This is a genomic window from Sphingobium sp. WCS2017Hpa-17 (genome assembly GCF_031843765.1).
In the GTDB taxonomy this organism is placed as follows: Bacteria; Pseudomonadota; Alphaproteobacteria; order Sphingomonadales; family Sphingomonadaceae; genus Sphingobium.
Map to the genome: position 1 here is coordinate 224,811 of NZ_JAVTIV010000001.1, position 20,093 is coordinate 244,903.

The 20,093-nt window shown below is 64.8% G+C and carries 21 protein-coding genes and 1 tRNA gene; 9 read left to right on the forward strand and 13 right to left on the reverse strand.

Annotated elements, in window-relative coordinates; genetic code table 11:
• Positions 1–335: 335 nt before the first annotated feature.
• From RQH62_RS00965 to RQH62_RS00975, 3 genes are read left to right on the forward strand one after another with little or no spacing between them, the layout of a single operon-like run.
• The gene (locus RQH62_RS00965) at positions 336–1,295 is read left to right on the forward strand and encodes a KpsF/GutQ family sugar-phosphate isomerase (protein WP_311267493.1); all 960 of its coding nucleotides are present in this window, start codon (positions 336–338) and stop codon (positions 1,293–1,295) included.
• A complete protein-coding gene (gene kdsB / locus RQH62_RS00970) occupies positions 1,292–2,101 on the forward strand; it encodes a 3-deoxy-manno-octulosonate cytidylyltransferase (protein WP_311267494.1) in 810 nt (269 codons plus the stop codon). Before RQH62_RS00965 ends, kdsB begins: the two co-directional genes overlap by 4 nt.
• 10 nt (positions 2,102–2,111) lie before the next feature.
• On the forward strand, positions 2,112–2,702 hold the full coding sequence (locus RQH62_RS00975) for a histidine phosphatase family protein (protein ID WP_311266876.1): 591 nt from the start codon (positions 2,112–2,114) through the stop codon (positions 2,700–2,702).
• 47 nt (positions 2,703–2,749) lie between these two features.
• On the opposite strand, the gene dmeF is transcribed toward RQH62_RS00975, so the two are convergent.
• Entirely contained in the window at positions 2,750–3,775 is a 1,026-nt protein-coding gene (gene dmeF / locus RQH62_RS00980; protein ID WP_311266877.1) for a CDF family Co(II)/Ni(II) efflux transporter DmeF, read from the reverse strand.
• Positions 3,772–4,044, reverse strand: a complete 273-nt coding sequence (locus RQH62_RS00985; RefSeq protein ID WP_120250949.1) for a metal/formaldehyde-sensitive transcriptional repressor — start codon at positions 4,042–4,044, stop codon at positions 3,772–3,774. Before RQH62_RS00985 ends, dmeF begins: the two co-directional genes overlap by 4 nt.
• A 64-nt stretch (positions 4,045–4,108) precedes the next feature.
• On the opposite strand from RQH62_RS00985, the gene crtY reads away from it, so the two are divergent.
• The 4 genes from crtY to RQH62_RS01005 are packed head-to-tail and all read left to right on the forward strand — an operon-like array spanning position 4,109 to position 8,369.
• Entirely contained in the window at positions 4,109–5,257 is a 1,149-nt protein-coding gene (gene crtY, locus RQH62_RS00990) for a lycopene beta-cyclase CrtY (protein WP_311266878.1), read from the forward strand.
• A complete protein-coding gene (locus RQH62_RS00995) occupies positions 5,236–6,750 on the forward strand; it encodes a phytoene desaturase (protein WP_311267495.1) in 1,515 nt (504 codons plus the stop codon). The genes crtY and RQH62_RS00995 overlap by 22 nt, the downstream gene beginning before the upstream one ends.
• A 26-nt stretch (positions 6,751–6,776) precedes the next feature.
• Positions 6,777–7,358, forward strand: coding sequence for a TIGR00730 family Rossman fold protein (locus tag RQH62_RS01000; protein WP_311266879.1), 582 nt, complete (start codon positions 6,777–6,779; stop codon positions 7,356–7,358).
• 60 nt (positions 7,359–7,418) lie between these two features.
• On the forward strand, positions 7,419–8,369 hold the full coding sequence (locus RQH62_RS01005; protein ID WP_311266880.1) for a phytoene/squalene synthase family protein: 951 nt from the start codon (positions 7,419–7,421) through the stop codon (positions 8,367–8,369).
• A gap of 150 nt (positions 8,370–8,519) precedes the next feature.
• Here RQH62_RS01005 and RQH62_RS01010 read toward each other — a convergent pair whose 3' ends face one another.
• The 11 genes from RQH62_RS01010 to lptB form a co-directional block, all read right to left on the reverse strand.
• The gene (locus RQH62_RS01010) at positions 8,520–9,866 is read right to left on the reverse strand and encodes an ammonium transporter (RefSeq protein WP_311266881.1); all 1,347 of its coding nucleotides are present in this window, start codon (positions 9,864–9,866) and stop codon (positions 8,520–8,522) included.
• Positions 9,867–9,879: 13 nt separating this feature from the next.
• Positions 9,880–10,218 carry a P-II family nitrogen regulator gene (locus tag RQH62_RS01015; protein WP_004209785.1) on the reverse strand — a complete coding sequence of 113 codons (339 nt, stop codon included), beginning with the start codon at positions 10,216–10,218 and terminating at the stop codon, positions 9,880–9,882.
• 158 nt (positions 10,219–10,376) lie between these two features.
• Complete coding sequence (locus RQH62_RS01020; RefSeq protein WP_311266882.1) at positions 10,377–10,952, reverse strand: DUF924 family protein; 576 nt, start codon at positions 10,950–10,952, stop codon at positions 10,377–10,379.
• 92 nt (positions 10,953–11,044) lie between these two features.
• Entirely contained in the window at positions 11,045–12,487 is a 1,443-nt protein-coding gene (gene tldD / locus RQH62_RS01025; RefSeq protein WP_311266883.1) for a metalloprotease TldD, read from the reverse strand.
• A gap of 45 nt (positions 12,488–12,532) precedes the next feature.
• Positions 12,533–12,760 carry a zinc-finger domain-containing protein gene (locus tag RQH62_RS01030; RefSeq protein ID WP_311266884.1) on the reverse strand — a complete coding sequence of 76 codons (228 nt, stop codon included), beginning with the start codon at positions 12,758–12,760 and terminating at the stop codon, positions 12,533–12,535.
• Positions 12,761–12,805: 45 nt separating this feature from the next.
• Positions 12,806–12,973 carry a hypothetical protein gene (locus RQH62_RS01035; RefSeq protein WP_311266885.1) on the reverse strand — a complete coding sequence of 56 codons (168 nt, stop codon included), beginning with the start codon at positions 12,971–12,973 and terminating at the stop codon, positions 12,806–12,808.
• A 143-nt stretch (positions 12,974–13,116) separates the two neighbouring features.
• Positions 13,117–13,192: transfer RNA gene (locus tag RQH62_RS01040), tRNA-Val, on the reverse strand.
• A 56-nt stretch (positions 13,193–13,248) separates the two neighbouring features.
• A complete protein-coding gene (locus RQH62_RS01045) occupies positions 13,249–14,268 on the reverse strand; it encodes a MarR family transcriptional regulator (protein ID WP_311266886.1) in 1,020 nt (339 codons plus the stop codon).
• Between the two features lie 257 nt (positions 14,269–14,525).
• The gene (locus tag RQH62_RS01050; protein WP_311266887.1) at positions 14,526–15,377 is read right to left on the reverse strand and encodes a D-amino-acid transaminase; all 852 of its coding nucleotides are present in this window, start codon (positions 15,375–15,377) and stop codon (positions 14,526–14,528) included.
• Positions 15,378–15,943: 566 nt separating this feature from the next.
• Positions 15,944–17,467, reverse strand: coding sequence for an RNA polymerase factor sigma-54 (gene rpoN / locus RQH62_RS01055; protein WP_311266888.1), 1,524 nt, complete (start codon positions 17,465–17,467; stop codon positions 15,944–15,946).
• A gap of 45 nt (positions 17,468–17,512) precedes the next feature.
• The gene (gene lptB, locus RQH62_RS01060) at positions 17,513–18,295 is read right to left on the reverse strand and encodes an LPS export ABC transporter ATP-binding protein (protein ID WP_311266889.1); all 783 of its coding nucleotides are present in this window, start codon (positions 18,293–18,295) and stop codon (positions 17,513–17,515) included.
• Positions 18,296–18,731: 436 nt separating this feature from the next.
• Here lptB and RQH62_RS01065 point away from each other — a divergent pair, with 436 nt between their 5' ends.
• Together RQH62_RS01065 and RQH62_RS01070 are read left to right on the forward strand one after the other, a co-directional pair.
• Positions 18,732–19,034 carry a hypothetical protein gene (locus RQH62_RS01065; RefSeq protein WP_056687087.1) on the forward strand — a complete coding sequence of 101 codons (303 nt, stop codon included), beginning with the start codon at positions 18,732–18,734 and terminating at the stop codon, positions 19,032–19,034.
• 193 nt (positions 19,035–19,227) lie between these two features.
• Entirely contained in the window at positions 19,228–19,989 is a 762-nt protein-coding gene (locus RQH62_RS01070) for a hypothetical protein (RefSeq protein ID WP_311266890.1), read from the forward strand.
• Positions 19,990–20,093 lie beyond the last annotated feature (104 nt).

The following is a 20,093-nucleotide window of genomic DNA, read 5'->3' on the forward strand; positions in this document are numbered from 1 at the left end:
ACCCGCGAAATCCTAAAAGGTTCCGCTGTTTGTCGCTAATATTACTCGCTTCATCTTGCGCCATTCTGGTTTGTCTCGCTTCGACCCCTTCAAATTTTCTTTCGCACTTGCAAAATAGATTGCCATAAGTGCCTGAAACGGCGTAAGCCATGATCCCATGCTGGTTGTGAAACTGGCTAGGGGTCGCGGAACGAGGGAAAGACGGCACATCGAATACGGTGGTTCGTCGCCGTGGATCCGATCGGGGTCTTCCGGTCGATTGAAACGGAAAAAAGGGCAAACGCGTGTCGACACCAGCTTCGAAGATCGTCCCGTTCGGCTCCGGCAGCCGTATCGTGGAGACTGCCTGCCGCAGTCTGTCCATTGCAGCCTTCGGGCTCAATGCGCTGGAAGCTAAATTCGCCGAGCGCGACTTTGCCGCCACTTTTCTGCGCGTGATTGGCGTTATCATGAAGGTGCGCGGTCGCGTGATCGTCACTGGCATCGGCAAGAGCGGTATCGTCGCCCGCAAGATGACGGCCACGCTCACCTCCACCGGCACGCCCGCTATCTTCCTGCATCCGGCCGATGCAGGCCATGGCGATCTCGGCATGATCACCCCGGACGACGTCGTGCTGATGCTGTCCCATTCGGGCGAATCGACCGAACTCGGTCCGATCATCCATTATTGCAAGCGCTTCGCCATTCCGCTGGTCGCCATCACCGCTCAGGAGCATAGCACTGTCGCCGCTGCGGCCGACATGGCGCTGCTGATGCCGGAAGTGGAGGAAGCCTGTCCCAATGCGCTGGCGCCCACGACTTCGACCACGGTGCAGATGGCGCTGGGCGATGCGCTTGCCATCTCGCTGATGGAAATGCGCGGCTTCTCGGCCGACGATTTCCACAAATTCCATCCCAATGGCCGACTCGGCGCGCAACTGGTCAAGGTGCGCGAACTGATGGCCAAGGGCGACGATGTGCCGATGGTGCGCGAGGATGCTTCGCTGCTCGACGCCACCATCGAAATGACCCGTGCGCGCCTCGGCGGCACGGCGGTGGTCGATCGCAATGGCCGCCTGATCGGCGCCTTCACCGACGGCGACCTGCGCCGCACCGTCACCGGCAAGCAAAATCTGACCGAGGCGGTCGGCCGCTTCATGACCATGACGCCGCTGGCGGTCACCTCGGACGAACTGGCGTCCGAAGCGCTGCACCTGATGCACGAGCGGAATATCATGCTGCTCTTCGTCTGCGACAATGGCCGCCTGATCGGCGCCGTCCATATGCACGACCTGCTGCACGCCGGGGTCGCCTGAGCCTTCTCGTTGTCATTCCCGCGCGGGCCGGATCGTCCCGCCTGCCGCGCAAACCGCTCCGCCTGATCGCCGGGCGGACCTTGCTTCATCGTACCATCGCCATGGCGCGCGCTGCGATCGGCGACCGCGCTGATGTCGCTCTGGCCGTTGCTACGGACGACGACGCTATCGCCGATCACGCCCGAGCCGTCGGCTGCGATGCGGTGATGACCGACAGCGCCATTGCCACGGGATCGGGGCGTGCGCTCGCGGCCGCGCTGGCGCAACCCGCTCTGCCGCGCTTCATCGTCAACCTTCAGGGCGATTCGCCCTTCCAACCGGAAGGCGCGCTGGCCGCCGTGATTGCCGCCTTGCAGGCCGGCGCGCCGGTCGCCACACCGGTGATCGCGCTCGACTGGCCGTCGCTCGATGCGCTGCGCGACCACAAGACCCGCTCGCCCTTCAGCGGCACCACCTGCGCCCGTGCGCCGGATGGCCATGCCCTCTGGTTTTCCAAGACGATCATCCCCGCCATTCGCGGCGAGGACAAGCTGCGCGAAACCGCGCCGCGTTCACCGGTCTGGCGGCATGTCGGCCTCTATGGCTATGCGCTGGATGCGCTCCAGCGGTTCGAGGCCTGCCCGCCCACGACGCTCGAAAATCTGGAGGGGCTGGAGCAACTGCGTCTGCTCGAACTGGGCATCCCGGTCATGACGGTCGCCGTCGATCCGCCGCGCTTTGACAGCAGCGGTATTGATACGGAGGCGGATATCAGCCGGGTCGAAGCACTGATCGCGCTCCATGGCGATCCCACGCCACCGCTCTGAACGCCGCCCCATGCGCCGCCTCTTCATCATCCGTCACGGCAACACTTTCGCCAGCAGTGCGGAGGCGCGGCGCGTCGGCGCCCGGACCGATATCCCGCTGGTGGACAGCGGCCGCGCCCAGGCCGACCGGCTGGGGGAATGGTTCGCGCAGCAGGCGCTACCGATCGACCGCCTGTTCTCCAGCCCTCTGAAACGCGCCCGCGAAACCGCCGATCTGATCGCGGCAGCCACCGGCCATGCGCGCGACGGCAGCCTCGACTGGCTGGGCGAGATCGACCATGGCCCGGACGAGGGCAAGCCGGAGGCGGAGGTGCTCGCCCGCATCGGTGCGCAGGCGCTGGCGGACTGGGACGAACGCGGTATCGCGCCGGATGGCTGGATCGTCGATGCCGACCGGCGCATGGCCGCCTGGCGCGCTTTTTTCGCGGAGAGCGGGGCGGGCAACGACCTGCTCGTCACCAGCAATGGTGCCGCACGCTTCGCCCTGCTCGCAGCCGGCCTGCCCCTTGGCACACTCAAATTGCGCACCGGCGCCTTTGGCGAACTGGCCGTGGATGTCACCGGTGGGGTCACATTGGTGCGCTGGGACGAGCGCCCTTAGTCAACAAGGTCCGTTCGCCCTGAGCCTGTCGAAGGGCGCACAGGCGCTCAACCGCACTCCACCGTGACATGCTCCATGCGCGGCAGCGCCCGCACCCGCGCCCGCACCCTTGGCGCGTCGGCGCCGGGCGCCAGGCTGATGATCGCGGCATGGGCATGCGGCCCGATCCGCCAGACATGCAGGTCGCGGATGGTCGCGCCCTCCGCCTCCACCAGCCCGCGCACCCGCGCCATCAGCGCCGGCTCTGCGGTGTCGAGCAGGATCGCGGCCGTATCCTTCATCAGGCCCCAGGCCCAGCGTGCGATGACGACGGCGCCCAGCAGGCCGACCGCCGGGTCCATCCACCACCAGCCCAGATAGCGCCCGGCCAGCAGCGCCGCGATCGCCAGCACCGACGTCAGCGCATCGGTCAACACATGGACATAGGCGGCGCGCAAGTTGTTGTCGGCATGGCCATCCTTGTGGTCGTGCACATGGTCATGCCCATGCCCACCATGCCCGTGATCATGGCTATGGTCATGCCCCAGCAGGAAGGCGCTGATGATGTTGATGATGAGGCCGATCACCGCCACCAGCGTCGCCTCGCCAAAAGCGACGTGGATCGGCTGGAAGAATCGCATGCCCGATTCGATGGCGATGAACAGCGCGGTGCCCATCAGCAACAGGGCGGAGGCGAAGCCGGCCAGATCGCCCACCTTCCCGGTACCGAACGTATAGCGGGGGTTACGCGCATGGCGCTTGGCATAGCCATAGGCAGCCGCCGCGACCGCCAGCGCCCCGGCATGGGTCGCCATATGGAAGCCGTCGGCCAGCAGCGCCATCGACCCGGTGATCCAGCCGAAGACGATCTCCACCACCATCGTCGCGGCGGTCAGCCAGACGACCCACAAGGTCCGCTTCGCATTCTGGTCATGCCCGGCAGACAGATAGATATGGTCGAAATAATGGCTGTCCTCACCCTCGTCGGACGCGGGCGGGGCGGGCGCATCATGGTCATGGTGGCCATGATCGTGCCCATGCCCGTGCCCATGATGATGGCCGCCAGAATGATTATGATCGTCGTGCATCGTCATTTCCCGTAGCGGCGGATCAGCGCCAGCATTTCCTCGGTCGCGGCTGTCCGCGCCTCGTCGGACAGGCCCGGCCGGGCAACATGCTCGCGCATATGCTGCTCTATCAGTTCTTCCATCAGGCTGCCCACCGCGCCGCGCACCGACGCGACCAGTTGCAATGTTTCCGAACAACCTGCGTCGCCCGTCAACTGGCGCTCGACGGCCGCCACCTGGCCAGCGATCCGGCGCACGCGCGCCAGCAATTTGTCTCGATCCGCAATAATGTGCATAGGGTACCCCCCTATACTATATTTCGCGCGACGGCTAGCCCTCCCTTCGCCTAACAGGAGCGGCATGACGGATGACTATGACTGCGATCTGGCGATCATCGGCGGCGGCCTCTCCGGCGGCCTGATCGCGCTGGCCTTTGCGCGCCTGCGACCGGAGGTTCGGCTGCTGCTGGTCGAACAGGGCGACCGCCCCGGCGGCAATCATGTCTGGTCCTTCTTCGACGGCGACGTCGCACCCGCCGATCGCTGGCTTATCGACCGGCTGGTGGCGTATCGCTGGCCGCAGGGGCATCGCGTTGATTTTCCGGGCTACAGCCGGGATCTGGACACGCCCTATAACAGCATAACAACTGTCCAACTCGCTGTCGCACTGGAGCGCGCGCTGGGCGACCGGCTACTCACCAGCGCGCCGGTTACGACACTTGCCCCTGATCATGTCGCATTAGCCGACGGCCGGACGATCAGGGCACGAGCAGTGATCGATGCACGGGGGGCGGGCGATCTGTCCACGCTCCGCTGCGGCTGGCAGAAATTCGTCGGCCATAGCCTGCGATGTGATGAACCCCACGGCATCGACCGCCCGGTCATCATGGACGCGACGGTCGAGCAGCAGGATGGCTATCGTTTCGTCTATCTGCTCCCCTGGGACGACCAGACCATTTTCATCGAGGATACCTATTATAGCGACGAGCCGGCACTCGACACTGATGCCCTCGACGCCCGCATCGCGGCCTATGTGCGAGGGAAGGGCTGGCAGGGCAAGGTGATCCATCGCGAACAGGGTGTGCTGCCCGTCGTCCATGGCGGCGACTTTGACCGCTACTGGCCGGAAGGCGATCCTGTCGCCCGCGCCGGAGTGCAGGCCGGCCTGTTCCAGCCAATGACGGGCTATTCCTTGCCGGATGCGGTGCGATTCGCGCTTTGGCTCGCCGATCAGCCGCTGGATGGGCTTCCGGCTGCAACCCGCGCCTACGCCCGCGCGCATTGGCGGCGCGGCGGCTATTATCGCCTGCTGGGCAAGATGCTGTTCGGCGCCGCTCGCCCCGACCAGCGCTGGCGCATCTTCGCCCGTTTCTACCGCCTGCGCCCGACGCTGATCCAGCGCTTTTATGCCGGACGCTCCACCATCGCGGATCGCATCCGCATCTTGTGCGGACGGCCCCCGGTGCCCATAAGGGATGCCATGCGAACATTGTGGAACCCGCCCGCCTGATGAACAGGCCAAATCCCAGACGCGCGATCGTCATCGGCGCGGGCTTTGGCGGCCTGGCGCTAGCCATCCGGCTGCAATCGGCCGGCGTCGACACCACCCTGGTGGAGGCGCGCGATCGCCCCGGTGGCCGGGCCTATATGTGGGAAAAGGACGGCTTTACCTTCGACGCCGGCCCGACCGTTATCACCGATCCCGATTGCCTGGCGGAATTGTGGCGGTTGTCGGGTCATGACATGGCGCAGGATATCGGGCTGGTCCCGGTGTCGCCCTTCTATCGGCTCAACTGGCGCGACGGCACCAATTTCGACTATTCCAACAATGAAGCGGCCTTGCGGGCGGAGATCGCCCGGCTCGATCCGAACGACGTGGCCGGCTATGAACGCTTCTGCGATTATGCCGCCGGCGTCTATGAAGAGGGGTATCGCAAGCTCGGCGCGGTCGCCTTCCTCGACTTCGCCTCCATGATCAAGGCCGCGCCCAGCCTCGCCAAATATCAGGCATGGCGCTCGGTCTATTCGGTCGTCGCATCCCATGTGAAGAATGAGAAACTGCGGGAGGCGCTGTCCTTCCACACGCTCCTCGTCGGCGGCAACCCGATGAAGACCAGCGCCATCTATGCCCTGATCCACAAGCTGGAAAAGGATGGCGGCGTCTGGTTCGCGAAAGGCGGCACCAACCGTCTGGTGCAGGCTATGGCCACCCATTTCGAACGGCTGGGCGGCACCATGCGCTTGGGCGACGCCGTCACACGGATCGAAACCTATGGGGACAAGGCGACGGCGGTGCATACCGCTTCCGGCTGGCGCGGGGAGGCGGATGCGATCGCCACCAACGCTGACCTGATGCACAGCTATCGCGATCTGCTGGGCCATCATCCGCGCGGCCAGAAGCAGGGCGAGAAACTGGCGCAAAAGCGCTGGTCGCCCAGCCTTTTCGTACTCCATTTCGGCATCAAGGGCAGCTGGCCGGGCATCCCGCACCACATGATCCTGTTCGGGCCGCGCTATGAAGGGTTGCTGACCGACATTTACGATCATGGCGTGCTGCCGCAGGATTTCTCGCTCTATCTGCATCATCCGACCGTCACCGATCCGTCGATGGCGCCGGAGGGTTATTCGACTTTTTATGCGCTCGCCCCGGTGCCGCATATGGGCAAGCTGCCGATCGACTGGGACCAGTTCGGCCATGCCTATGCGGAACGGATCCTGGACGAGATTCAGCATCGGCTGATCCCCGACATCCGCTCGCGCATCGTCACCCGCTTCCATTATGCGCCGAGCGATTTCGGCCGAGATTTGAACGCCCATATGGGCAGCGCCTTCAGCCTGGAGCCGCTGCTGACCCAGAGTGCTTGGTTCCGCGCGCATAATCGCGACGATGTCATTCCCAACCTCTATCTGGTAGGGGCCGGCACCCATCCCGGCGCGGGCATCCCCGGCGTGGTGGGCAGCGCCAAGGCGACGGCGGCGCTGATGTTGCAGGATTTGGGTTAAGGGGCACGGCCCCACGGACGGACGAAATGAAGAGACTGGCAGTATATTGCGGATCGGCGACGCCGGCCGACCTCACCTATATCGACGCGGCGCGCCATGTTGGCCGCACGCTGGCGGAGCGCGGTATCGGCGTCGTCTATGGCGGCGGGCGTCTCGGCCTGATGGGTGCGGTGGCGGATGCCGCGCTGGAAGCCGGCGGCGAGGTGATCGGCGTGATCCCCGAAGCGCTCGTCGGCGCGGAAGTCGCACATCGCGGTTGCACCGAATTGCACGTCGTCCAGACCATGCACCAACGCAAACAGCTCTTCACTGACCTGTCGGACGGTTTCGTGACGCTGCCGGGCGGCGTCGGCACGATGGACGAATTGTGGGAAGCGATCAGCTGGGCGCAACTGGGCTATCACAGCAAGCCGGTCGGCCTGCTCAACGTCGCAGGCTTCTACGACCAGCTGATCGGCTTCAACCGGCAGATGGTGGAAGCCGGCTTCATCCGCGCCCAACATGCCGGCATCCTGATCCATGACGACAGCATCGAAGGGCTGGTCGATGCCATGGCCGTCTATCAGCCGCATGAGACGATCTTCGCGATGAAGGCGGGACGACTGTAACTGCTGCAAATATTCCCCTCCCGCTTGCGGGAGGGGTTAGGGGAGGGCATGTCCATTGACATGTCCTCCATTATCCCAGACCGCGCCGCCCTTGTCGCTCATGCCCGCGACAGTATCGCGCGCGGCTCCAAATCCTTCGCCATGGCTTCGAAACTGTTCGACCGCGTGACGCGCGAGCGGGCCTGGCTGCTCTACGCCTGGTGTCGCAAATGCGATGATATCGCCGACGGGCAGGACCATGGCGGCGCGATGACCAGCGTGTCCGATGCACAGGCGCGCCTGTCGATGATGCGGGTGCTGTCCGACAAGGCGCTGCGGGGCGAACCGACCGGCGATCCGGCGTTTGACGGCTTTGGCGTGGTGATGCGCGAATGCGCGATCCCCGCCCGCTATGCCCATGACCTGATCGAAGGCTTCGCACTGGACGCCCGCGATTGGCGACCGCGTAGTGAGGCCGACATGCTGCGCTATTGCTATCATGTCGCCGGCGCGGTCGGCTGCATGATGGCGGTACTGATGGGCGTCGATCCCGAAGATCAGGCGACGCTCGATCGCGCCTGCGACCTGGGCCTTGCCTTTCAGCTCGCCAATATCGCCCGAGACATCAGCGAGGATGAGGCGGCAGATCGCTGCTACCTGCCGCAGGAGTGGCTGGCGGAAATGGACATCCCGCCCGGCGAGCATATGAAGCCCTGGGTCCGACCGCGCCTTGCCGTCCTCGCCCGGCGCATGGCCGACATGGCCGCCGCCTATGAAGCGAGCGCCCGCCATGGCACCGGCGCCCTGCCGCCCCGCGCGGCCTGGGCGGTGTTGGCCGCAGCAGGCATCTATGGCGACATCGCGCGCGAAGTTGCCCGTCGGGGCGAGCAGGCGTGGGACCATCGCGTCGTGACGCCCAGGGCGGAGAAGCTCGGCTGGGTCGCGCGGGCGGCGGTTCAGGTGATGGCGCGCGGCCGGCGTTGGCCGGCGGAAACGCCGCGTGCCGCCACGCTCTGGATCCGACCACGCTGACGCATAAGGAAATCTGACACTTTCCCGCCGTTACATCATGCCTAGCCCAAAAAAAGGGCCGGTACTTTCGTACCGACCCAAGGCATGTTCGCAGGAGGAACATCGGAAGGCGGGGCGGCGGTTCGGCCGCCCGGCCAATGCAGTGAAAACTTACGGATTGTAGGCTCGTTCGCCATGTTCGCCGAGATCGAGGCCTTCATATTCGACCTCTTGGGCGACCCGCAGACCAGTGACGGCCTTGGCGATGTAGATGGCGATGGCGGTGCCGATCGATGCCCAGATGATGGTCACGACGACCGCTTCGATCTGAACGAGCAGCTTGGCGCCGATTTCATAGTCTTCCGCGCCGGGGCCACCGAAGGCAGGCGAGTAGACGATGGCAGTGCCGATCGCGCCGATCATGCCGCCGATGCCATGGATGCCGAAGGCGTCCAGCGAGTCGTCATAGCCGAGCTTGGGCTTGAGGACGGTGACGGCATAGAAGCAGACGATCGAAGCGACGGCGCCCAGGATGATCGCACCGAACGGGCCGGAGTTGCCGGCGGCAGGCGTGACGGCGACGAGGCCGGCGATGATGCCCGAGCAGAAGCCCAGCGCCGAACCCTTATGACCGTTCAGTTTTTCGGCCAGCATCCAGAACAGACCACCCGAAGCCGTGGCAACGAAGGTGTTGATCATGGCGAGTGCGGCCGAACCGTTGGCTTCGAGTGCCGAACCGGCGTTGAAGCCGAACCAGCCGACCCACAGCAGGCCGGTGCCGACACCGGTCAGCGTCAGGCTGTGCGGCGCCATCGGTTCCTTGGGGAAGCCGATACGCTTGCCCAGGATGAGGCAGGCCACCAGAGCGGACACGCCTGCGTTGATGTGCACCACGGTGCCACCAGCGAAGTCGAGTGCGCCAGCCTTGAAGAAATAACCCGAAGCGGCCCAGACCATGTGGGCGATCGGGAAATAGGTGATGGTCAGCCACACGGCGGCGAACACCATGACAGCCGAGAATTTGATGCGTTCGACCACCGAACCCAGCACCAGCGCGACCGTGATCGCGGCAAAGGTCATCTGGAAGCTGATGAACACATATTCGGGGATTTCGACTCCTGCGGTGAAGGTCGCGGCCTGCGAAGCGGGCGTGACGCCCTTCAGGAACGCCTTGTCGAAGGTCGAAACGAAGTTGGAAAGGCCGCTGGTATAATCGGGGCCGAAGGCCATCGAATAACCGTACATGACCCAGATCAGCATCGCGAGGCAGGCAGCCGCGCCGATCTGTGTCATGACTGACAGCATATTCTTGCTGCGGACCAGGCCGCCGTAGAACAGCGCCAGGCCCGGCAGGATCATCGCCAGCACCAGGATGGTGGCGGTCATCATCCAGGCGACGTCGCCCTTGTCGACCGTGGCGGCGGGCGCCGCGGCGTCCTGCGCCCAGGCGGGCAGGGCGGTGAAGAGCGACAGAGCCGCAGCCCCCGCCACGCCGCCAATTTTCTTGGAAAAGGTCATTATTTCCCCCTTCTTACAGCGCGGTTTCGCCGGTTTCGCCGGTGCGGATACGCACGGCCTGACCGACATCGAGGACGAAGATCTTGCCATCGCCGATGGCGCCCGAATTGGCGGCCGCCTGGGTCGCTTCCACGACGCGGGGTGCGAGGTCGTCGTCGCAGACCACCTCGATCTTGATCTTCGGGACCATGTTCGTCGAATATTCGGCGCCGCGGTAGATTTCGGTCTGCCCCTTTTGGCGGCCGAAGCCCTTCACTTCGCTGACCGTCATTCCTGCGATGCCGAGCGAGGAGAGTGCCTCGCGGACATCGTCAAGCTTGAACGGCTTGATGATAGCCATGACAAGTTTCATGTCGCCCCCTGTTACTGGTGTGCGGAAACATACTCAGCAAGAGGCGTGCCAAAACGCAAAAGGCGCGTTAATGCGGGGTTATGGCGATACGGTCATAAAAATGACGCCAAAAAATTGTGCAGCGCAACTTTGCTGCCTAAATTTTGTGCAACTTTACGCTACCAGCGTGCGCCTTCGGCCACCGCTGCCGCCTCTTCGGGCGATGTAGGGCGGCCGAGCGCCGCGTTCCGATGAGGGAAATGTCCGAAACGCGCGATGGTTGCATGATGTTTACGGGCAAAATCCAGCGAACGCTCGTCGCCGACGCCCTCGAAAAGGGTCAGCGACAAATCCTGATCCTCTATCGCCTCGCTATGCTGGAACGGCATGTAGAAGAAGAGCCGCCCGGCCCCGCCGATCTGAATGTCATAGCCCATCGCGATCGCACCGCGCGCCAAATCCCTTGCCAGCGCATCGGTGGCGAAGGCATCGGCCGTGCCCCGGAACATGTTGCGGGGCAGCTGGTCGAACAGCAGGATCGCCGCCAGCGCATCATCGGCGCGATCCAGAAAGCTTTCGGCAGGCAGGTGCTGCTTTTCCAGCCACAATGTCCGGAACCGCGCGGTACAAAGCTGGTCCAGTTCAGGATCATGGCTGTACCAGCCCTGCTCGCCGACCTGGTTGAACCAGAAATCGAGCAGGGCGGCGGCCCAGTCGTCCGTCACGGCGTCGTGGCTGTCGGTCAACATGTTCATACCCGATCAACAACGGACGCCGGGCCACGTTCCGCCATTCATGCCACCGCAGGCTCAGGTCGCCGTGCCGCAGCCCGACGACCAGTGATCTTTCAGGTCGCGGTGCCGCCTACCGTCAGGCCTTCCATCAGCAATGTCGGCTGTCCCACGCCAGCCGGCACGCTCTGCCCGCCTTTGCCGCACATGCCGATGCCTTCGTCCAGCGCCCAGTCGTTGCCGATGCCGATCACCTTGGTCAGCGCGGTCGGTCCGTCGCCGATCAGGGTCGCGCCCTTGATCGGGTCGCCGATCTTGCCATTCTCAACCTTATAGGCCTCCGTGCAGGAGAAGACGAACTTGCCCGACACGATGTCCACCTGTCCGCCGCCGAAGCTCTTGGCGAAGATGCCGGACGTCATGCGGCTCAGCAGTTCCTCCGGATCGTCATTGCCGCCCTTGATGAAGGTATTGGTCATGCGCGGCATGGGGGCGTGGGCGTAGCTTTCGCGGCGGCCGTTACCGGTGGGCGCTACGCCCATCAGCCGGGCGTTCAGCCGATCCTGCATATAGCCTTTGAGGATGCCATCCTCGATCAGGATATTCTCCTGCGTCGGCGTGCCTTCGTCGTCGATGGAGAGCGAGCCGCGCCGATTAAGGATGCTGCCATCGTCCACCACGGTGACGCCGGGCGCAGCGACACGCTGGCCGACGCGACCGGAAAAGGCGCTGGTGCCCTTGCGGTTGAAATCGCCTTCCAGGCCATGACCGATGGCTTCATGCACCAGCACGCCGGGCCAGCCGGGGCCGAGCAATACGGTCATTTCGCCGGCGGGCGCGGCGATGGAGCGCAGGTTGACCTGCGCCTGGGCCAGCGCCTCGTCGATCGCACGGTTCCAGATCGCGGGGTCCATCACCTCGTCATAGAGATAGCGGCCGCCAATACCGAACACGCCTGTTTCGCGGCGGCCATTTTCTTCCAGAATGACGGAGACGTTGAGACGCACCAGCGGGCGGATGTCGGTCGCGGTAAAGCCGTCGGCGCGCACGATCTCGACCACCGACCAGCTGCCGGCCAGACTGACCGACACCTGCGCGACGCGCGGGTCGCGGGCGCGAGCCGCCGCATCGATCTCGCCGCACAGCTTCACCTTCTCTGCGAAGGGGACGATCTCCAGCGGATTGGCGTCGGTGTAGAGATGGCGGTTGGTACGCAGGGGCGGCGGGGCGGGCTGGCCCTTGGCCGGGTCCAGCAGCGTCAGCGTCTGCGCCGCCTTGGCGATCGCGGCCTCGCTGATATCATTGGCATGGGCGAAGCCGGTCATCTCGCCCGACACGCCACGCAGGCCAAAACCGGCATCGGTGGAATAATCGGCGGTCTTCAACCGCCCGTCGTCGAATCCGAAGCTCTCGCTCGCCCGATATTGCAGATAGAGTTCGCCATCGTCGCAGGCGCCCAGCGCCTGTGCGGTCAGGCGGCGCGCACCATCGGGATCGAGCAGGCCCGGACGATAGAGAAGGCCGCGGGCATCGGTGAAGAGGGGAGCGAGTTCGGTCATGCCGCCCGATATAGGGGCGGCACGGCGGAAGCCCAATAGAAAAGCTTAGAGGCTGGCGCCCGATGCGATGTCGGGCTTCGTCGTGACGTCGCCATGGTCAGCCGCCCCGCCGATCAGCACGAAGCGCCGATCGCAATAGCCGCAGTCGACATAGCCATGCTCATCAATTTCCAGAAAGACGCGCGGGTGGCCAAGGGCGGCGGGAATGTCACCGCTGCCGTCACAGGACACGCGGGACTTGGAGACTCGGATGGTTTCGGGCGGCTGGATCATGGTCCAGCGGTTAGCAGCGGTGCCGTTGCGCTGCAATATGCGGCTTTACATCAATAGCGGTTGATGGCGCGTGCAGGCTTTTTGTCCGGGCGTCTTCGCGGCCTTGGCGACGGGATGCCAGCCCGTGCAAGGCGCAGCCACCATCACGGCAAGGGGCGACAGCATCAGCACAAGGGGCAGGATCGTCCCGTTGAAGAAGGCTGCGAATGGCATGCAGTAACATTGCTATAGCCATGCTTGCTGCACGATGAACGTTACGGATGCGGATTGGATGGCGGTGCGAAGGCGCCCTTCGCTTCGCTTCGGGAGTTTTTCGGGGAAATGTCCCCCGGACGGGCTCTAAAGACCGAAAAAACTGGTGGGCGATGACGGGCTCGAACCGCCGACATTCTCGGTGTAAACGAGACGCTCTACCAACTGAGCTAATCGCCCCCTTTCGGGAGAGCGCCTATCTAAGCGAAAAAGTCCGGCCGTCAAGCGCTAGCATGTCAGTTGGCGAGCAGGCGGCGGCTGGCGCCGAACCAGCGGGTCAGCGCATCGGTAGCCTCCTGCGCCAGGGCTATGAAAACGCGGCGGCCGTCATGCGGATCGGCCTGGCGCTCGACCAGCCCCTTGTCGGTCAGGGTGCGAATCCAGCGCAGCGCGGTGGTCGGCGGGACGGCGGCGGCGATGCAGAGGCTGGAAACGGATACCCGCTCATGTTCCAGCCGCGCGGCCAGCAGGTCCAGCATCATGTCCCAGGCCGGATCGGCGAACAGGTCGCCGGGCAGGAAGTCGGCGCGAATCCGCCGAGCGCGTAGCAGGTCGCGGACCTGGGTGGCGGTGATGGTCGATGCCGCCTTGTCTGTCGTCGGCGTCAGCGCGCCGGCCGGCGCACCGATCGGCGCAAGGGCGGGCATGCCGATATAGTCGCTCGGCCGGTCGGAAATGCGGGGGCCAAGGTCGAAGCTGGGCGCGGCCATCCGCGTCCGTTCCGTCAGCGCGTCGAGCGTACGGGCGAGGCGGCCGACCTCCTCGCTCAATTGCTGGAGTCGGGCGCCCTCGCGATCGACCTCATGCACTTGCCCGGCGGCCGGGCGATGCTCGCCAGCCGCCACCAGCGCTGCGGCGAGTTCGGTTCGGTCGGGGTCGCAGAGCAACTGGCTATGCGGGCTGCGCAGGCAGGCGAAGGCGAGATCGATCGTTTCAAGCCCGGCGACCAGAATCACCGCCATCCCATTCTGGATCGCCTGCGTTTCAAGCTGCACCAGCAGCCGTTCCAGCAGCGGCGTCAGGGTCGGGCAGACAAGCAGGACGGTATCGCATTGCGCCTGAAGATCGAGCCGGACCGGCGCATCGGCCAGCGGTGTGACGCCCAGCAGGCGCAGGCCTGCCGCGTTCGCTACCGGTTCCAGATCGGCCGCTTCCATCCGGTCCGCCACCACCAGCAGGCTGGCGCGCTCGTCGCGCGGCGTCAGCGGCGCGGCGGAACCCGTTTGGGGCAGGGCGTAGGAAAAATCTTCCATCATAGTCCGACTCCCGTTCTATCTTCGTTCTGGAGAATAAAGCAAGAACGGATCGTTTCAGCCGGTAATTTGGCCGTAATGGAGAGGGTCTGGAGGAAGGGCGGCGTCCGGCCGCGATCAAGGCCCGGTTTGACCGGCTATTCGGTCCGGCCATTGCGTCCAGCTTGCCGCCATTTCGGCGCCACAATGAAGGAAGTTTCCTATCTCTCAAGAAAGGATGACACTTCCTCCATTATGGAGTCATTTCTCAGCTTCTGAGGTCAGACCCCGGTGCGGCGCGCAAAGTCGACATAGAGGCTGCGCATCCGCGTGGCGACCGGGCCGGGCGTGCCGTCGCCGATCGGCTGGCCGTCGATCCGCACCACCGGCAGGCAGAGGGTGGAGGCGCTGGTGATGAAGGCTTCCTTCGCGGCGAGCGCTTCCTCGACCGTGAAGGGCCGGCGGATGACGGCAAGGCCGCTTTCCTTCGCCAGCGCGGTCAGCGCGGCGCCGGTGCAGCCGGCCAGCACCGACTGGCTGTAGGGGCGGGTGACGATGCCCTCGTCGGTGACGATGAAGGCGGTGGAGGAGGCGCCTTCGGTGACGAAGCCATCCTCGATCATCCAGGCTTCCTGCGCGCCGGCGTCCTTGGCGGCCTGCTTGGCCATGGCCTGCGCCAGCAGCCCGACGCTCTTGATGTCGCGCCGCGCCCAGCGCAAGTCGGGCATGGTCGCCACCGCGATGCCGGTCTGCACGCCGGGCAGGTCGACCACTGCCTTGTCCTGCATGAACATGAACAGGGTCGGCTGGAGGCCGGGCGTCGCGATAAAGTCGCGGCTGGCGTCCGCCCCGCGGGTGATCTGGAGATAGACAAGCCCCTCGGTCAGGCCGCTGCGGACCACCAGTTCCTTCTGCGCCGCCTCGATCGCGTCGAGCGACAGTGGCAGGACAATGCCGATCGCGGCGGTCGAGCGTTCCAGCCGGGCGAGATGGCTGGCGCTGTCGACCAGCTTGCCATCGATCACGGCGGCGACTTCATAAATGCCGTCGGCGAAGAGGAAGCCGCGATCGAGCGGAGAGATGCGGGCCTCTTCGAGGGGCAGGAAGCTGCCGTTCAGATAGGCGACGGACATGATATGGGCGATCCTTTGATCTGGGTTGGGCGTATCTGGGCGCCGCTTTTGCCGGTCGCGCGGGCGGGGTCAAGGGCGACCGGGATAGCCCGCCAAAATAGGATTTGTCCGCCTTAACTTCACACATTTCCCGCTAATCGAGACATGAGATTTCCTATGTTGGACATTTTGTTGCGAGGGGTGTCGGGATCGTGGTGCCGACAGTGGGAAAGAGCCGCGCGATCCTAGCGGAGTGCGGGGGAGTAGGACAGGCGCGGCCGGAGTAGGTCCATGAGCGGCTTTCTGCCATTCCCGCAAAGTCATCCCTGCGAAGATGGGGAGCCATCTTCTCAGCGTGGTGCTTGCGGATATGTCGGGAAATGGGTTCCCGCTTTCGCGGGAATGACGACAAGGGTGGAGAGCGGCCATTCCCCTCCCGCCTGCGGGAGGGGCAGCGAGACTTGCGCGCGCAGCGCGTTAGTCGCAGCGGGGTGGGCTGTCGCGACGTCCAGCCCACCCCCTAGCCCCCTCCCGTAAACGGGAGGGGGGACATGTCCACTTCTGGTCGAAACCAGCCCAAGCAATGCTCAGGCCGCCTTGCCCTTCAACGCCTTCTGCCGCCGCCTTTGCACCGACGAGCCGATCCCCAGCGCCTCGCGATATTTGGCGACGGTGCGGCGGGCGATGTCCATGCCCTTGGCGCGGAGCAGGTCGACCAGCGTGTCGTCGGACAGGATCGCCTGCGGGTCTTCGGCGCCGATCAGCGCCTTGATATGGCTCTTGACCGCTTCGGCCGAGACGGACCCGCCGTCGCCGCCCGATGACGCCACGCCGCTGGTGAAGAAATATTTGAGTTCGTAGAGGCCGCGCGGGCAGGAGAGATATTTGTTGGAGGTGACGCGGCTGACGGTGCTTTCGTGCATGCCGATCGTGTCGGCCACGGCTTTGAGCGTCAGCGGCTTCAGATGAGCGACGCCCTGCTGGAAGAAGGCCTCCTGAGTGCGGACGATTTCGCTCGCCACCTTGATGATCGTCTTCTGCCGCTGGTCCAGCGCCTTCACCAGCCAGTTGGCGCTGGCCAGGCAGTCGGCGAGCCAGGCCTTTGCCGTCTTGTCCTGCGGGCCGCTGGCCAGTTCGACATAATAGCTGCGGTTGATAAGGACGCGGGGCAGGGTGGCGCTGTTGACCTCGATCGCCCAGCCTTCGCGCGTGGGCCGCACGAACAGGTCGGGCGTCACCGGCGCGGCCCGGTCATGCGAAAATTGCAGGCCGGGCTTGGGATCATAACCGCGCAGTTCGGCGATCATGTCTGCCATATCCTCCTCATCCACGCCGCAGATGCGGCGCAACTGGGGCAGGGCGCCCTTGGCCAGCAGGTCGAGATTGGCGAGCAGCCGCGCCATGCAGGGGTCGTAGCGGTCGGCCTCCTTCGCTTGCAGCGCAAGACATTCGGACAGGCTGCGCGCGCCGACGCCGGTGGGGTCGAATGTGTGGATGACGCCCAGCACCCGCTCCACGTCGAACAGGGGAATGCCAAGGCCATGGGCGGTTGCAAGCAGGTTCGCCTCCAGATAGCCGGCCTCGCTGATCTGGCCGATCAACTGGGTCGCGATCAGCAGATCCATGCCCGACAGCGCGGCACGGGCCTGCCCCATCAGATGTTCCTGCAAGCCGATATCCGGCGCGGCGAAACTGTCGAAGTCCGGCGCATCCTCGGCATAGCTGCCCGACAGTGCATCCGTGCCGCCACCGCTGGCGCCATGCGCTTCGGCCATCCGGTCGCCGGGGCCATCGTCGATGAAACTGTCCGCGCCATGATCGACGTCGAGCGGGCTGTCCGCGCCGCCCAGCCCCTGCGCGATCAGATCGTCGGCGCCACCGGTTTCGGCGGACAGGGTGGGTGCCTCGACCGTCTGGTCGATGCCGTCGGGGGCCGGAGGGCCGTCATCGCCGCCGCCCGATTCCAGCAGCGGATTCTTTTCCAGCTCGCCCGCGACGAACGCCTCGATCTCCAGATTGGACAGCGCGAGCAGCTTGATCGCCTGCTGCAATTGCGGCGTCATCACCAGAGACTGGCTCTGGCGAATGTCCAGCCGTGGGCCGAGCGCCATTAACCGCCGCTCCGATCATGAGGAAGGGCGCGCGCGGTCTGCATCTTACAGCTGGAAATTCTCGCCCAGATAGAGGCGGCGGACGTCGGCATTGGCGACCAGTTCGGTCGGATTGCCGGCAAAGAGCACCTGCCCGCCATAGATGATGCAGGCGCGGTCGACGATTTCCAGCGTCTCGCGAACATTATGGTCGGTGATCAGCACGCCGATGCCGCGCGTCTTCAAATCCTTCACCAGATCGCGAATGTCGGCGATCGAGAGTGGGTCGATACCGGCAAAGGGTTCGTCCAGCAGGACGATCGACGGATTGGCGGCCAGCGCGCGGGCAATCTCGCAGCGGCGGCGTTCACCGCCCGACAGCGCCATGGCGGCCGAATCGCGCAGGCGCGTGAGGCCGAATTCGGACAGCAACTGTTCGAGGCGGGCGGCGCGGGCAGCCTTGTCCGGCTCCGCCTGCTCCAGCACGGCGCCGATATTCTGCGCCACGGTCATGCCGCGAAAGATGGAGGTTTCCTGCGGCAGATAGCCCAGGCCCAGGATCGCGCGGCGATACATGGGCAGGTTGGTGATATCCTGCCCGTCCAGCACGATGCGGCCATGGTCCGGGCGGACGAGGCCCATCACCGAATAGAAGCAGGTCGTCTTGCCCGCGCCGTTGGGGCCGAGCAGGCCGACCACTTCGCCTTTGCCCACGGTCAGCGACACGTCCGACAGGACGACGCGCTTGTCATAGCTTTTGGCGATCGAGATGACGGACAGGCCTTCCCCCACCTCCTGCGGGATTTGCGGGCGCTGCGCCGTCCGGTCCGGGGTCATCACGTCGTCCATGCGTCTTGTCCTTGCAGCCGTTCATTCAGGCACGCGGGAAATTGGTACGCGCACGGCAGTTGGCAAGCTTTGTGCATGGGATCGCCGCCGGGGCAAGGGGGAAAATGGCGACAGGGGCCTGAACAGGGACAAGCGGGCGCAAATTCCTGCCTGTCATGCGTTGGTCCATTGGCAGTGAGATCATGCGAGCGAATCGCCACATTCCGTCCCGCCTCCGCGACGCCGGCTCGACGGAGCGTGGCTGATGCGGGATCAGCGGAGCGGCATATTTCCATCCGGGTTAATCCGCAATTCATGTCGGTTTTTGGCGGAATAGCGTGGGTTTGCGGATCGCTCCATTCGACTGGCGAGACGCACGGCCGGTCAGAATTGCGTTGTCGGCGCTTCCACGCTCAGCTTCGACTATTGCGGCAATGTTACCAATAAGGAGAAAAACATGTCGCTGTCCCTGACGAAAATGGCCCCGCTGGCCGTCGTTCTGATCGGCTCGCTGGGCCTGGGTGGCTGTGCCACGAAGGGGTTCGTCCGTGAGCAGGTTGCGACCGTGAACCAGCGCGTCGACGCGCTCGACGCGAAGCTTCAGACCACTGATGGCACCGCCCAGCAGGCTTTGGCGGAAGCACAGTCGGCGTCCGGCCAGGCACAGCAGAACAGCCAGCGCCTCGACCAGCTGAACGGCCGCGTCGATGGCGTGGAGCAGCAGCTTCAGGCCGCCCAGCGCAAGCGCGCGCGCAACTGACGCCGCGGGGCGGCCTCAACTATCGCATGGGCGGCGGGGCATATCCGTCCGCCGATGACGATATGACCATAAAGCGGACGCGCAGCTTCCCTTGCGACCGACCCCCATCGGTGCGCGTCCGTGCCATAAGATCATGACCTTTCCGGCCGGCGCTTCCCCCTAGGCGCCGGCCCTTTTGTGCCAGACCCTTTTCATGAGTGTAGAGAAGAAGATGATCCGTGCTTTTCTGGCGCTGTCGGGTTTTGCGCTTGTCACCGCCGTCCCGGCCGAGGCGGCCGTCAAGAAGCCCGTCGCCAAATCCGCTGCTGCCAAGAAGAAGGCCGCAGCGAAGAAGAAGCCGGCCGCTGCCGCGAAGGCAGAGCCAGAGGCACCCCCGCCCGTCCTGTCGGACGGCGCGACCCGCGTGGTGGATTGGGTGGCATCGGCGAAGGACAATCGCGCTCTGCCCTATATCGTCATCGACAAGCCGGGGGCCGCTGCCTACCTGTTCGATGCCAAGGGCAAGATGCTGGGCCATGCCCCGGTGCTGATCGGTATCGCGCCGGGCGACGATGCGACGCCGGGGATCGGCGCCAAGAGCCTGGCTGAAATCGGCCCTGCGGAAAAGACGACGCCGGCCGGCCGTTATCTGGCGAAATTCGGCGTGGCGGCGGGCAAGCAGCGGGTCTTGTGGGTCGATTATGCGACCTCCGTGGCGCTGCACACCATTCCGCCCGGCAATCCCAAGGAGAAGCGCACGGAGCGCATGCTCTCGCCGGGGATCGAGGATAATCGCATCACCTTCGGCTGCATCAATGTGCCCAAACTTTTTTATGCCAAGGTCAGCCCGTTATTTCGGGGCAAGAAGGGCGGCTATGTCTATATCCTGCCCGACAGCAAGCCGATCGAAGAGGTGTTTCCGCGTTTGCGGGTCCAGCCGTTCCTGAATGCCAGCCGGGCGACCGAGGCTGGGTGAGGGCATAACCCGACCGGGTTATTCAACGGTGGTGGCGCTCATGATATAGCGAATCCGCGACCCGAAGGATTACCTTATTAGGTGAAACTTCACGACTGGCCCGG

Coding starts and splice junctions, on each gene's coding strand:
- RQH62_RS00975 (WP_311266876.1), top strand. CDS start 2,112: ATGCGCCGCCTCTTCATCATCCGTCACGGCAACACTTTCGCCAGCAGT.
- dmeF (WP_311266877.1), bottom strand. CDS start 3,775: ATGACGATGCACGACGATCATAATCATTCTGGCGGCCATCATCATGGG.
- RQH62_RS00985 (WP_120250949.1), bottom strand. CDS start 4,044: ATGCACATTATTGCGGATCGAGACAAATTGCTGGCGCGCGTGCGCCGG.
- crtY (WP_311266878.1), top strand. CDS start 4,109: ATGACGGATGACTATGACTGCGATCTGGCGATCATCGGCGGCGGCCTC.
- RQH62_RS01000 (WP_311266879.1), top strand. CDS start 6,777: ATGAAGAGACTGGCAGTATATTGCGGATCGGCGACGCCGGCCGACCTC.
- RQH62_RS01005 (WP_311266880.1), top strand. CDS start 7,419: ATGTCCTCCATTATCCCAGACCGCGCCGCCCTTGTCGCTCATGCCCGC.
- RQH62_RS01010 (WP_311266881.1), bottom strand. CDS start 9,866: ATGACCTTTTCCAAGAAAATTGGCGGCGTGGCGGGGGCTGCGGCTCTG.
- RQH62_RS01015 (WP_004209785.1), bottom strand. CDS start 10,218: ATGAAACTTGTCATGGCTATCATCAAGCCGTTCAAGCTTGACGATGTC.
- RQH62_RS01020 (WP_311266882.1), bottom strand. CDS start 10,952: ATGAACATGTTGACCGACAGCCACGACGCCGTGACGGACGACTGGGCC.
- tldD (WP_311266883.1), bottom strand. CDS start 12,487: ATGACCGAACTCGCTCCCCTCTTCACCGATGCCCGCGGCCTTCTCTAT.
- RQH62_RS01030 (WP_311266884.1), bottom strand. CDS start 12,760: ATGATCCAGCCGCCCGAAACCATCCGAGTCTCCAAGTCCCGCGTGTCC.
- RQH62_RS01035 (WP_311266885.1), bottom strand. CDS start 12,973: ATGCCATTCGCAGCCTTCTTCAACGGGACGATCCTGCCCCTTGTGCTG.
- RQH62_RS01045 (WP_311266886.1), bottom strand. CDS start 14,268: ATGATGGAAGATTTTTCCTACGCCCTGCCCCAAACGGGTTCCGCCGCG.
- RQH62_RS01050 (WP_311266887.1), bottom strand. CDS start 15,377: ATGTCCGTCGCCTATCTGAACGGCAGCTTCCTGCCCCTCGAAGAGGCC.
- rpoN (WP_311266888.1), bottom strand. CDS start 17,467: ATGGCGCTCGGCCCACGGCTGGACATTCGCCAGAGCCAGTCTCTGGTG.
- lptB (WP_311266889.1), bottom strand. CDS start 18,295: ATGGACGACGTGATGACCCCGGACCGGACGGCGCAGCGCCCGCAAATC.
- RQH62_RS01065 (WP_056687087.1), top strand. CDS start 18,732: ATGTCGCTGTCCCTGACGAAAATGGCCCCGCTGGCCGTCGTTCTGATC.
- RQH62_RS01070 (WP_311266890.1), top strand. CDS start 19,228: ATGAGTGTAGAGAAGAAGATGATCCGTGCTTTTCTGGCGCTGTCGGGT.